Genomic DNA, 12,656 nt, shown 5'->3' on the forward strand with positions numbered 1-12,656 from the left:
CTTTTTTGAACGGCTTTTGAACCGAATCGGCCGCGATCGGATTGTTGATGTGCAATATGAAAATACCGAACTTCCGAAAGAGACGGAAGATGGCAAGATGAGCCGATTGGATGTGCTCGTGTTCACCAACCTTGGCGAACGGATCAACGTTGAAATCCAAGTCGTCCATCAGCACGATATGCCAGAAAGGGTGCTGTATTATTGGGCGCGATTGTTTTCGATATCTCTTTCCAAAGGACAGGAATATAGCTAACTTCCGCCAACGATTATGATCACGATCCTCAACTACCCGCTATTCCTAACGAAACGGACCGCTTCCACACCATGTTTCACATCCGGGAAGATGAAGAACATTTCCTTTGGAGCCCGCACCTTGAATTCCATGCGATTGATTTGTCACAGTTTATAGTAAAATAGAAGAAATATAGACGTGAGATGAAAAAAACCGCCGAACGGCCATAGTTAATGATGTTATCGGCAGTCGATGCCCGGAAACGAAACATAGATGAACAGATTATAAACGAATTGGAGGTGTTGGCGATGAATGAGCAGGAAATCCGCGAAGCGCTGGAGAGTGGGAAAAACTAAGCGTTAACCCGGAAAATCGCTATGCCTATGAAATACGGCTGAAATGGCTGCGCGACCAGCTTTCCAACATCCGCGGCGAACGGCGGGCGGGATTTGAAGAAGGAATGAAGAAAAAAGAGCGTGATTTGATTAGCAAAATGAAAGCAAAAGGAATGAGTATCGCAGAAATTGCAGAATTGCTGGAAATGGAAGAAGAGGAAGTTCGAAACATACTAAAAGATTAATGGGGGCTTTTCTTGCCAGGAGGCACAGAAATGTATGAATTTTTACGTCCCGAAGAAAGAGCAAAAATTGACTTCGTCCGCAAACACTTCGAAGCCATCGGCACCAACATCGAATTTACTGGACTGGAGAAAGGCATTAATCAATTTATGCTGCAGGCGATAAGCCGTTAATTATGAATTTACGACAGAAGTTGTCAAGGCTTCTGTTTTTTCTTTTTATGACATCATTCGACAACATTTTCTTACAAAATTAGCTAAAATAAGCATGGTAAAACTTTACTTAACCTTTAGAAATATATAAAGCTGTTTTTTCATTAAAAGAAAAACATGAATAGAGTAGTTACGAGAAAGAGTGGAAAGGGGGAATAAAACAATGGGCGTACTTTGCAAGGCCGATTATTATTATGGAGCATTACTCTCTGTACTCATTAACGGCGGCTTGGCTCCTGCACTATTTGAAAAAGAAAATGGAAACCGTCAAATATATGAAGTATCGACGAATAATGATGATTACATGATTTATGCCAAATATCACACTTCACCAACAGGATCAAAAGATTTTACTTGGTCATTTACGTTTTCAGATCGCGAGCTGGAAGAAATTAATAAATTAAAAGATGAGAATAAAGACAAGACACTCGTTTTTGCATTTATTTGCAGCCAAAAGCAGCTAAGCGATTACAATCAAGAAATTGCAGTCGTGTACTGGGACGAATTTATTGAATGTATCGATATTAATAAAAAAGATTATAGGGGAACAGCGCGCCTTTCTGTCAAACTGATGAAAGGGGCCAAAGCGCTGCGAATTTACGGCAGCAAAAGAGCTGACATCTTAGATGGAAAAGATAACACAATTAAAATAGAAAGAAATCGATTAAGTAGTTTGTAGTATGAGATTGGGGCTATTTAGAAAATACAAATAGAGAGGGGAATAAACATGTTTTCTATTAATCAAGAAATGAAAAACTAGTGGAAAAACACTTGTTCTTTTCTTCAAAAGAAGCCTTTAAAAATTCATTAAAACATCAGCTTCAAGAAAGTTTCGTGTGATTGAAAATAAGGATTTTCATGGATGGGTAGTCGACCTTTGGGTGGAAGACCCGAATTCCGAGCAACAATATGCGTTATATTTAATGAATAAACTCGCCGGACTAACAATTAAGCAAGAAAATCAATTAATAGAATTAAAACATCACGGTGCAGAAGATTGTGGCCGCTATGATTTTCTTAAACAAGTAGAGAAACTCGAAAAGATTACCACAGGGCGGGATAAAATCAAAGGGATTGCGATTCTATTAACAAATGACCATTTGTATTGGAGCGCGCCAACTAGAGCCCATACTGTTGACAGCTATTTTCGAATTCAGGGAAACCGCATTTTGACTGGAGAGTTGATAAATGGCTGGAACATGCTTCAGCAGGAACGACAAAAGACCGTGAAGACTCGATAGTTATTAAAGGAACTTATAAACTACAATGGCAACATTACTCGACGGTTAGCAATGAAAGCATGGAGAATTTCGTTACTTAGCCTTTCATGTAGGAGAGGATAGATAATGAAAACAGACATAGGAATGTAGAACTACGGTGACATTGAATTCTTAAAAGATTTGGAAAGCTGGCCAGAGCGTAATCGATTACCTGAAGCAGCAAAATCTGCTTTCGCTCGAGATGAGGGAAAGTGGATTTTTTTATGCTCTTGAGATGGCCGCATGGAATCGTCAAGCCATTTTGTTAACTTTACCAAATTTGTATAGACTTTATTAATAAATTGTGAAATGTTGAGCAAAGTCGACTCAATTACAGAAAAAAGCGATACGATATAAGTGTAAGGAAGAATAAAACAAGTAAGGGGGAGTAAAAGATGGTAGTCCAATGGTTGAGGGAACATGTTAGTGCAGCTGCGATGTTAATGTTTTTTCGGTTATATCTTGGATATGCTTGGTTTACAGCAGGTTTGCATAAAATTACAGGTGGATTTGATGCGACAGGATTTTTGAAAGGGGCGCTTGCGAAAGCTTCGGGAGAACATCCGGCAGTGCAAAGCTGGTGGGCTTCATTTATCGAAAACGTTGCCTTGCCAAATGTCGGGTTGTTTAACGTATTAGTACCGTGGGGTGAAGTGTTAGTAGGGATTGCGTTGCTTCTCGGTTTATTCACAACGTTTTCAGCACTGATGGGAGCCGTAATGAACTTTGCGTTTATGTTTTCAGGCACAACAAGTACGAACCCGCAAATGATCTTGCTTACATTTTTCATTCTTGTCGCCGGTGCAAATGCCGGAAAATTCGGATTAGATAAATGGGTCATGCCGTATATTCATAAATATTTCCATCATCATCATAAAGGACACAAAGGACCGCGTCAAAAAATAGCAGCAACTTCCTAACTTTTTACGAACGACCATGCACGTTCGATTGATTGAACGTGCATGGTCGTTTTATGGCAAACCTTTTATGTCATCACTCGAAAAATCTTGTTTTACAGAATTGTTCACAAGAAGAGGTAAACGTTAAGATTTACAATGGATTATTATATGAAATAACAAAATGCAATATCGTTAAGGAGGAGGAGGGGTTCGTATACCTATGAGGACGATCCCCTTTAAAACGAATGGAATCGTACTCATCCAAGTGATAAGTTTCGCCGTCCACTTCCACTGTTAATTGGCCGGACATAACGGTCACAAATTCCATTACCCCCGGTTGGTGGGGTTCCGAGACATATTCCCCATGAGGCTGTAGGTATCCTCGATAAAGCTCCATCAAGCCATGAGAACGAAACATTGGCTCAACGACAAAAACATCGTTCGAACTTATGAGTTTCAGTCCATCCTTCTTCCGGGAGATGGAGACATCCGATTCGATCGACAATAGAGCGGTAATTGGGATCTGTAGACCATTTGCGATTTTCCAGATGACGGACAATGTAGGATTAGCTTCCCCGTGTTCAATCTTGATCAATGTTAATTTACTGACCCCGATTTGTTTGGCCAAGGCCTCTATGCTGATTCCTTTACTTACCCGGAATTGCCGCAGGTTGGACCCGATAAGCTTCCCTACATCTCTTTCTTCCCACGTGTGATCTAAGTTCATTTTTTCCACCTTCGTTTAAAAAATGGTGTTTTTTTACTTTTTAGTATATTATAATAAACTAAAAGTTAAATTTATTATACCACTTCAACGTTAATTTTACATAATTTTCTTTCCTAATTTTTTTCTCACTCCAAACGGAAGGGGATGGATTGTTTTGTATACTATTAGCAACATCAGAATAGGGGGGTTCTAGAAAGGTGGATGTAAAAAAACAAACGATCAAAACGGGTTTTACGGAATCTTTACCACTTGCAATCGCGATTGCGGCGTATGGTTTATCTTATGGTGTACTCGCCACTCAAGCCAATATTAATTGGGTGAGTGCAGTGGTCATGTCGTTGTTGGTGTTTTCCGGGTCCGTACAACTGGTAACCGTTGCTATGTTGACGGCGGGCGCAAATCTAACAAGTGTTCTTTTTACCTCCGTTTTGTTAAATTTACGCAATTTGTTATACGGAGCTGCCCTTGCCGAAGGTCTTGCACCTGCTAAGAGGTGGAGGTGGTTGTTATCTTTTGGTGTATCCGATGAAACGTTAGTTTTAGGGAGTTCAAGGTTTAAAAAATATGGACCGGACCCTCTTTATTTTGGGATCGTTGTTGGTACGTTCTATGTGGCTTGGTTTTTCTCTTCGCTTATTGGAGCTTTAATTGGAAACCAAGTTGATCCTCAAAAATGGGGATTAGACTTAGCGTTTCCGATTACTTTTGCAGCACTTCTTATCCCTAGTTTAATAGAAAAACCAGTAATTGCAACGGCGCTCACTGCTGTCGTCATAGCCATTGGGCTCGAGTATTTCATACCGGGTAATGAATTGACGATTATGATGGCTGGTGTGTTGTCACCGCTAGTGGGTCTTTATGTAAAGAGGAGGTCCCAAGATGGTTAATCATTGGATTTTAATCGGATTACTAGCTGTTTCTACCTATCTATCACGTTTCATCGGCGTTGAAATCATGGCCGGACGAAAGATGAGTCCTACCTTGCGTTTATATTTTACTTATGTTCCTGTTGGAATTATATCGGCACTGATCATCAAACAAATCTTCATACCTACAGATGGACAACTACATATTTCATTTCCGGTTCTTATAGGCTGTCTTTCCACAGCGATTACCATTAAGATAATCAAAAAATTTCTTCCTTCTGTTGTGATTGGAGTAATGATTGGAATGTTAGCTCGTTATTTTTTAAGAAGTTAAATTGGAAAAGTTGAAAATGAGAATAGATTTTAATTAAGCCAGGTGGGGATTAATGGTTGGATTTATAGCTATTATTCTTGCATTCTCATAGCTTGTTACTTGTCGCTACGTGTGCATTACTTCAACAACGAGTAATACCTTTTTCTTCATCGATAACGAAGCAATTTTCTTAAAAATTATTAATAATGAAATAAATATGACTTGATTAACTTGCCGTTACATTTCTACTTCATTCTTCATCTATTAATTATATATAGAAGATTGGAGGTGGCAATTACGTGGGAAAAAGAAATGACTTTCATCTAGCTTTCTTAACATGGAACATCTATATAGGTGCAGACTTATCACCATTGATCGCTGGACCATCTCCACAGCGGGTAACAGAAGTGTTTCGTCAATTTCTTGCGACCAATTTTCCTGTTCGTGCCAAAGCCATTGCCAGCGAAATTGTATCAAAAAAACCTGACCTTATTGGTTTGCAAGAAGCAGCCCGGTGGGTGCTAGAAATACCGGAATTTGGAATTGTAATCTTTGACTTTGTTAAAATATTATTGGATGAACTAAAAGAAAGAGGATTGCGCTATGAAGTAGCAGCTGAAAATGAAAATCTATCCGCGCAAGCTCCAGACAGCAATGGAAATACCATTAGTTTCTTGGACAGGGATGTCATATTAATTCGGAAAAAAAATAGACTTAAGGTTATTGATAAACAGGAAGCTAGATTTGTAAATAACCTAATAATTGGCCCGTTTGTGATTTTTCGGGGGTGGTCCGCTATCGATGTTAAATTGGACGGGCATGTTTTTAGGATGATAAACACCCATTTGGAGCCGCTTAATGAGTCGATAAGGAATGCCCAAGCAATGGAGATCCTTAATGAACCAGCCGATACTAATTTACCATTGATTATTACAGGAGATATTAACGCAATTCCTGGAAGTAGCACTTATAATTTGTTTGTTAATGCAGGCTTTCAGGATGTATGGAATGAAGTCGGTGAAGGACCTGGATTCACAGCTGTTCAGGCTGCAGACCTTTTGAATAACGTTTCTGAGTTAAGCGAAAGAATCGACTATATCTTTTTTAAAAATGGTTGGAAGCCTATTGAGGCAGATTTGGTTGGAGAGGAGCAAAGTGATCGAACAGCTACTGGTCTCTGGCCTTCTGATCACGCAGGAGTATCGACAAGGTTAAAATTAAAGGGTCATCACGACCATCAACATGAAGAAAGCATTGATGAAAGCTGTTAAAATTTGATTAAACATGTTTTGACTGTTTCTTACATTTGAACTAGTACCTGTCAAGTAGACACGTATAAAAGAGTGACCTTATACGGCACAAGTTCGATATTCAACCGGACTGACCTTAACAATATAGAGAAAAAGCACCACATTCTATCAGTGGTGCTTCTCTCATCTATAATTATTTCGCAAAAACGTGATTACCGATTGTTAACGTCACGTTACGTGAAAGAACCCATGAACTGCTAATTTTATCTGGATTGTAAAAATATAAGGATCCATTTCCAAGTCCACGGAAAGCTAATGCTTCATTCACCGCACGATAGGAGTCAGCATCTGCTGGTTTGTTTATCGTTCCGTTTTGCACAGGAGTAAATGCGTAGCTTCCGCCAGATACTTCATAAATAACGTCCTTGACTGTATTTGGGAAGTCAGGATGGTCCACGCGATTTAGCACAACAGTAGCAACTGCGACTTTCCCCGCATACGGCTCGCCTTTCGCTTCCGCATGAACAAGACGTGCCAATAAATCTTTTTCATAAGGAGTAATAGACTCTGGGATTACAAGTTTTTCACCGATACGTAATACATTCGTAGATTTATTATTTACTTTTTTCAATTCTAATACAGAAACTCCATATTTTTTACCTAACAACCATAAAGTATCTCCATTTTGTACATGATGGACGGTTGCTGCATCAGTTGGTTGTTGGAATCCGATCATCGTCAATGCTAACGTTGATGCTATAACAAACTTCTTCAGTTTTTTCATGTTATTAACCTCCTAGCGTTTCGCTATTAGATTCAATAACTAGGCTAACATGAAATCTATCAATCTTCATTACCCAAAATTTTCCGCTTGTTTTTTTAGGTAAAAGAATTCCCATGATGAAGGGGGTTTACTTGGCGTCTAGTAATTTTTTCCGTCGATAAATTTTTACTTGCATTTTACTAAATTTCGTGATTTTAGAGGAGGACAAATTCAACACTTGGAATCTATTTTTTAAATAATCCTAATCTATAACCACACCTTGCGTCTAAAGATAGGGGCTATCTGCGATTCATTTGGTAAATTTCCTTCCTGGGTATGATTTGATTAGCTTAAATCTTCAAATAAAAAACAACCCCTTTTTTCGAGGTTGTTTGAAGAGGGGGATATGGAATCAATTAATTTTAATCGGCGGGGATTGGTTGACTAAATAAATATTCTCCACCAAGGTTCCCAAAAAATTAATAGCCTGAGTCTTATAAAATAGGACTCAGGCTGTTTATATGTGTTTTTTTATACTTGTCTACTTGACAGTGTCACTTCATTATGTGAGGATCTTTATTTTGTAAAAAACAGAAACAGAAAGTCGCTCCATTGACTTCCTGTTTATTATGTTTTTAACCAATTAATTGTCTAATTCGCTGTAATGCCATTTCTACCATATCACTCGTCACTTCCCGATGGGTAACGAAACGAATGATGCCTTCATCGAATGGAACGGCTAATATTCCGGCTTCCTTCAGACGAGCAAGAAACTCTTCGTTTGATAGACCTGTTTCTTGAATATTGCATAGAATAATATTCGTTTCGACACCATTTACATCCACCTGTAAACCAGGAATGGTGGATAATCCTTCCGCAAGCTGACGGGCGTTCGCGTGGTCTTCTGCTAAGCGATCCACCATTTTTTCTAATGCAATAATTCCCGGGGCTGCGAGTACACCCGCTTGGCGCAATCCTCCGCCGAGGCGCTTTCTCCATTTGCGCGCTTCCTTAATAAACGATTTACTTCCGGCTAATATACTTCCGACTGGTGCAGAGAGTCCTTTAGAAAGGCAAACTTGGACGGTGTCAACATATTGCGTAAATTCTGTTACAGGAACACCAGCAGCTACGGCCGCGTTAAACAATCTTGCACCATCAAGATGGACCGGAATATCTTTTTCTTTGGCGATTTCGTAAATGGCTTTCATCGTTTCAATTGGAATGACTTTTCCGCCGGCTTTGTTATGGGTATTTTCCAAACAGATTAATCCGGAATAGGGATAATGAATGTCTTCACCGCGAATCGCTTTTTTAACATCAGAAGGGTCCATCGCTCCTTTAGTTCCGCGAATTGGTCTCGTTTGGACGCCTGCTAACGCAGAGGCAGCACCTGCTTCATATAGAAAGATATGGGATTCAGCTTCCAAGATTACCTCATCCCCCGGGCGGCAATGAGTCAAAATCGCCACTTGGTTTCCTTGTGTACCACTTGTGACAAACAATGCGTCTTCTTTTCCGAGGATTTTAGCTGCCAGTCTTTCCAAACGGTTGACGGTAGGGTCCTCGCCATACACGTCATCCCCAACCTCAGCAGAGAACATCGCTTCTCTCATTTCTTCCGTTGGCTTTGTCACCGTATCGCTTCGAAAATCAATCATATTCATGCGGTTTCTCCCCTAAACGTTTTTTTATCACCATTATATAGAAGAAGTTGTCCAATCACCATTAAAATGAGTGAATTTTTAGGGACAGTCCCGCACTGCTTTAAAGCAGTGCGGGACTGTCCCTCAACGCTTTAAAGTAGTAGGGGACTGTCCCCAAATTACAATTTATTTTAAAATTGTTTTCCCCAATTCCTGCTCTACCTCCTATATAGCAGGTGGGGAGGTAGATTGTATGATTCAACAAAAACCGATTGAGAATTTTAGAGAGTATAGTCAGTTTGAGTCGTTGAAGGATTTTAACAATAATATCGAGGCGTTTTTGTTTGAACACAAAAAAGATTTTACGCGTTCGGAGTTAATTGCGTTTAAAGGAATCGTCCGCTTTTGTGCGAAAGTGTATGGGGTGTCGAATGCGTCTATAAATACGATTTTACGTGCCATTAAAGATCGACATAACGGGCATGGGGTGTCTGAAAGTACCTTTCATCGGATGAAGCGGAAATGCGTCAAGTTAGGGATTTTAACGGTAAAAGAAACGGTTAGAAAAGATGGCTCGCAATCTAGCAACCTGTGGATATTTAATCGTTTTTTAAAGAAAGATGAATCTCGTTCGAACGGAAATGACACCCCTTGCAACCAACGAAAACAGGAAGATACCGCGAAAAATAAGCAAACAAAAGTTGAGCAATTGACACCCCAAAAAACTAGTCATCATTCTTTTAAAACTAGCAATCTAAATAATAAACGTAATGACGTTCCACTAGACTACACATATACAAGCAATCGAGTGCCGAAGGAATTTCGTAATCTCGTGAACTGTTTTTTTGACAATTACAAAATGATCGAAGAATTGTGGAAAATTATCACCATCCAAACACGGTACTTAACGTATTACACACTTCAAGACAAAGTAGATCTTGCAGTGGACACATTTAAGCAATTAATCCGTAACTTGAAGCACGGACGCAAGATCAAAAACATGTTTGGATATTATTGGGGAATCGTGAATAATTTCTTAGACGCTGAAATGTTTGAAATTATGAACGAAGTGGCATAAAACGGACGAAAAAGCAGGTAAATCTTCAAAATCCGAAGTAGGTGAACATTAGTCACACAGTGGAAGGAAATTTATCCATTCCACAAATTACTAAGGTTTTATAATTGGAGATTACCCATCCTTATTGAAAGTTGTAAGTTTCGATATTGTGACAACTTGGTTTCAAACATTCTTTTTAGTTTTATATTCTTTTTTGAAATTATATAATATCTATAAGTTTTTAAATAATCAAAATTATGTCAATTAAAAAGGGTAGACTTATCTATTCCGACCTATTACATCAAACTAAGTTACTCCCAAAAGTATCCCATTATAATATCTATTTTTTAGGAAGGTGGTAGCTATGAGCAAACGAAATATTCAGGAAGAGCTAAATCTTGAAGGACTCCGAACCGAAACCTTGGTCGTACACGGCGATGATTGGGTGACCGATGATCGAACCGTGGCTCCGCCGATTTATTACTCAGCTACATTCCGTGCACAAAATTCCAGTGAATTCGCGGAAATGGCGGAAACTCCTCGCCATCCCCAGTATTATACGCGTTACGGAAATCCGGTGCATGAACGTGTAAAGAAGATTATGGCAGAACTTGAAGGTACAGAAACCGCACTGGTAACTGGCTCTGGGATGGGAGCCATTGCTACGACCCTTCTAGCGCTTGTTAGCGCAGGCGACCATGTGATTGCACAGACACGGCATTATATGAGTACTGCTAAGATTATGGACGAGATGTTGCCGCGATTTGGTGTCGAAGTAACCTTGGTCGAACAAACAGATATCTCCGCCTTTGCCGATGCAATACGGCCTAACACAAAGCTAATCATGGTGGAGACGCCTGCAAATCCGACTTTAGTGGTAACTGATCTGGCCGCCGTGGTGGATTTAGCCCGCCCGCATGGCATTATCGTTGTGGCTGATAACACGTTTGCGTCACCGATTAACCAACGTCCTCACGATTTTGGCGTCGATGTGGTCGTTCACAGCGCAACGAAGTATTTAGGTGGACACCATGATTTGACAGCGGGTGTCATCTGTACCACTGAGGAGTTAGCCGAACGTATTTGGCACACCCATATCTCTATCGGCTCGGTCCTTTCGCCAATGGATGCGTGGTTGTTGTTGCGTGGTCTGCGTACGCTTCCGATGCGGATCGAACGCATCAATTCCAATGCCTTAGCTTTAGCTGAATTTTTGGAGCAGCAGCCACAGGTAGAGCGGGTGTATTATCCGGGGCTTCCTAGCCATCCGCAACACGAATTAGCAAAACGCCAGATGAAAGGATTCGGAGCAGTCATTGCCTTTGCGATTAAAGGCGGTTATGAAGAAACGCAGCGATTCGTATCATCGTTGAAATTGCCTCCTAACGCGGTTAGTCTGGGCGGGATCGATTCCCTTGTCGTACATACAGCAGCGATGTGGGAAGGTGTGATGAACGAGGAGCAAATGCGGATCGCTGGGATTCCGTCGAATTTTGTGAGATTCTCGGTAGGTATCGAGCATATCGAAGACTTGAAAGCGGATGTGCTGCAAGCTCTGCAGAAAATTTGAGTACGCGAGCATTCTCCCTCCATTAAATGAAGTATAGGAGGAAGAGGTTCATGGGATAATAAAAATATAGAAGTAATGGTTGGTTGCGTAATCCCCTTAAAGAAAAAATCAGTCAAATAGAACCTTAAAAATTTGGGTAAAATAGAATGGTTAATGAAATCACGTATGTCATTATAAGTTCTATTAAATAAAACATACATAAGGACCAAAGAGTCGGTCCTTTTTCTTTTTTGTGAAAAACCAACAAACAGTGCCTTAATTTCCGCAACTTAACAATTGTTTTTTAAAAGATTGTTGTTTTTAGTTTAATACGATTGGTTGTGTATTTTGAATTTTCTGCTAAAATTATAGAAAACTAAAAATTAGAGGAATGGGAAGAATGAAAGTAGAGTATTTTATTGGAATTGTCCCACCAGAAGAATATTTGAAACGGATTGAGAATTTTCAAAGAAAATGGATAAACAATTTAGGTGTAGAACCACATATAACTTTGAAAGCACAAGGAGGATTAACTCCAGATAAAAAGTGGATAGACAAAGTAAAAGTATGTAAGAATTTCAAACCCTTTCAAATATCATTGGATAAACCTATGTATTTTGGAGATAACATTTTATATTTGAGTGTTAAGTCAAACGAGTTACTCAACTTACATTAAAAAATCGTGCAAGAAATTTCACCATCAGAAGATTTAATAAAACAGTATTTTGAACTTGATGCCTTTGTACCTCACTTAACATTGGGAAAAGAACAGGATGGTGGAAACATTTCAAGAACTGAAAAATACGGAAAAATTGGCAGAAAAAGAATTAACGCCTTATCCCAAATTTGAAGTTGATTTTATTAGAATTTATGAACTATACATTGATAAGCAAAGATATGATAGATATTTAGATATCCCTTTAAGCAATTGACCTCTCAAAGGTGAGGTCTTTCTTAATGCACTTCATTACATTAAACCGTTACAATATCTAGATACCTTTCATATCCATCTTGCCACATTCTTAACCGCCTCCATAAACCGCATTATATACGTTCATCCAGTATGGTCAAGCAACAATCTATACGAAAACAGCCAATAAGAAAGAACACCAATCTCCGAATAATAGCTTTATTCTAAAAAGGGGGCATTGCGTTAGAGGTTGAATTGATATTTTCTCTCTACTAAAAATGAAGTGTTTCTACCACATGAGAATACACGGAAAGTTATACGAAAGATTTAATAGAAATTGCAGAATCTCGGTAATGAAAAAAATTTAAACTGTTTAGTTATTAGTAAATGAAAGT

14 protein-coding genes and 1 pseudogene are annotated in these 12,656 nt (G+C 39.2%); 12 read left to right on the plus strand and 3 right to left on the minus strand.

The window, feature by feature from the left end:
* The 5 genes and pseudogenes from ABES52_RS14255 to ABES52_RS14275 form a co-directional block, all read left to right on the plus strand.
* A pseudogene (locus ABES52_RS14255) lies at positions 1–812 on the plus strand (Rpn family recombination-promoting nuclease/putative transposase); the annotation flags it as partial.
* Positions 813–824: 12 nt separating this feature from the next.
* Positions 825–983 (plus strand): hypothetical protein, encoded by a 159-nt coding sequence (locus ABES52_RS14260; RefSeq protein ID WP_429651853.1) that lies wholly within the window; start codon positions 825–827, stop codon positions 981–983.
* A 202-nt stretch (positions 984–1,185) separates the two neighbouring features.
* Positions 1,186–1,701, plus strand: a complete 516-nt coding sequence (locus tag ABES52_RS14265) for a hypothetical protein (protein WP_429651854.1) — start codon at positions 1,186–1,188, stop codon at positions 1,699–1,701.
* A gap of 157 nt (positions 1,702–1,858) precedes the next feature.
* Complete coding sequence (locus ABES52_RS14270; RefSeq protein WP_429651855.1) at positions 1,859–2,263, plus strand: hypothetical protein; 405 nt, start codon at positions 1,859–1,861, stop codon at positions 2,261–2,263.
* Positions 2,264–2,676: 413 nt separating this feature from the next.
* Positions 2,677–3,201, plus strand: a complete 525-nt coding sequence (locus ABES52_RS14275) for a DoxX family protein (protein WP_429651856.1) — start codon at positions 2,677–2,679, stop codon at positions 3,199–3,201.
* A 130-nt stretch (positions 3,202–3,331) separates the two neighbouring features.
* On the opposite strand, the gene ABES52_RS14280 is transcribed toward ABES52_RS14275, so the two are convergent.
* Positions 3,332–3,907: a helix-turn-helix domain-containing protein gene (locus ABES52_RS14280; RefSeq protein ID WP_429651857.1), complete on the minus strand. Its 576-nt coding sequence runs from the start codon at positions 3,905–3,907 to the stop codon at positions 3,332–3,334.
* Between the two features lie 197 nt (positions 3,908–4,104).
* Between ABES52_RS14280 and ABES52_RS14285 the strand changes: the two genes are divergently transcribed.
* From ABES52_RS14285 to ABES52_RS14295, 3 genes are all read left to right on the plus strand, one after another.
* Complete coding sequence (locus tag ABES52_RS14285) at positions 4,105–4,794, plus strand: AzlC family ABC transporter permease (RefSeq protein WP_429651858.1); 690 nt, start codon at positions 4,105–4,107, stop codon at positions 4,792–4,794.
* Positions 4,787–5,107 (plus strand): AzlD domain-containing protein, encoded by a 321-nt coding sequence (locus ABES52_RS14290; RefSeq protein ID WP_429651859.1) that lies wholly within the window; start codon positions 4,787–4,789, stop codon positions 5,105–5,107. Before ABES52_RS14285 ends, ABES52_RS14290 begins: the two co-directional genes overlap by 8 nt.
* 278 nt (positions 5,108–5,385) lie before the next feature.
* The gene (locus ABES52_RS14295; RefSeq protein WP_429651860.1) at positions 5,386–6,357 is read left to right on the plus strand and encodes an endonuclease/exonuclease/phosphatase family protein; all 972 of its coding nucleotides are present in this window, start codon (positions 5,386–5,388) and stop codon (positions 6,355–6,357) included.
* A gap of 172 nt (positions 6,358–6,529) precedes the next feature.
* Here the strand turns inward: ABES52_RS14295 and ABES52_RS14300 are convergent, their stop codons facing one another.
* Both ABES52_RS14300 and ltaE read right to left on the minus strand, forming a co-directional pair.
* Complete coding sequence (locus ABES52_RS14300) at positions 6,530–7,120, minus strand: cell wall hydrolase (protein ID WP_429651861.1); 591 nt, start codon at positions 7,118–7,120, stop codon at positions 6,530–6,532.
* 614 nt (positions 7,121–7,734) lie between these two features.
* A complete protein-coding gene (ltaE, locus tag ABES52_RS14305) occupies positions 7,735–8,760 on the minus strand; it encodes a low-specificity L-threonine aldolase (protein ID WP_429651927.1) in 1,026 nt (341 codons plus the stop codon).
* A 238-nt stretch (positions 8,761–8,998) separates the two neighbouring features.
* Between ltaE and ABES52_RS14310 the strand changes: the two genes are divergently transcribed.
* The 4 genes from ABES52_RS14310 (at position 8,999) to ABES52_RS14325 (ending at position 12,283) form a co-directional block, all read left to right on the plus strand.
* Positions 8,999–9,823 (plus strand): hypothetical protein, encoded by an 825-nt coding sequence (locus ABES52_RS14310; protein ID WP_429651862.1) that lies wholly within the window; start codon positions 8,999–9,001, stop codon positions 9,821–9,823.
* 343 nt (positions 9,824–10,166) lie between these two features.
* Positions 10,167–11,372, plus strand: coding sequence for a trans-sulfuration enzyme family protein (locus tag ABES52_RS14315; protein ID WP_429651863.1), 1,206 nt, complete (start codon positions 10,167–10,169; stop codon positions 11,370–11,372).
* Between the two features lie 379 nt (positions 11,373–11,751).
* Positions 11,752–12,027 carry a 2'-5' RNA ligase family protein gene (locus ABES52_RS14320; RefSeq protein ID WP_429651864.1) on the plus strand — a complete coding sequence of 92 codons (276 nt, stop codon included), beginning with the start codon at positions 11,752–11,754 and terminating at the stop codon, positions 12,025–12,027.
* Positions 12,028–12,124: 97 nt separating this feature from the next.
* Positions 12,125–12,283, plus strand: a complete 159-nt coding sequence (locus tag ABES52_RS14325) for a hypothetical protein (RefSeq protein ID WP_429651865.1) — start codon at positions 12,125–12,127, stop codon at positions 12,281–12,283.
* The last annotated feature ends 373 nt before the right edge of the window (positions 12,284–12,656 follow it).

The sequence above is a fragment of the Aeribacillus pallidus genome (assembly GCF_050478865.1).
Lineage (GTDB): Bacteria > Bacillota > Bacilli > Bacillales > JACDOC01 > JACDOC01.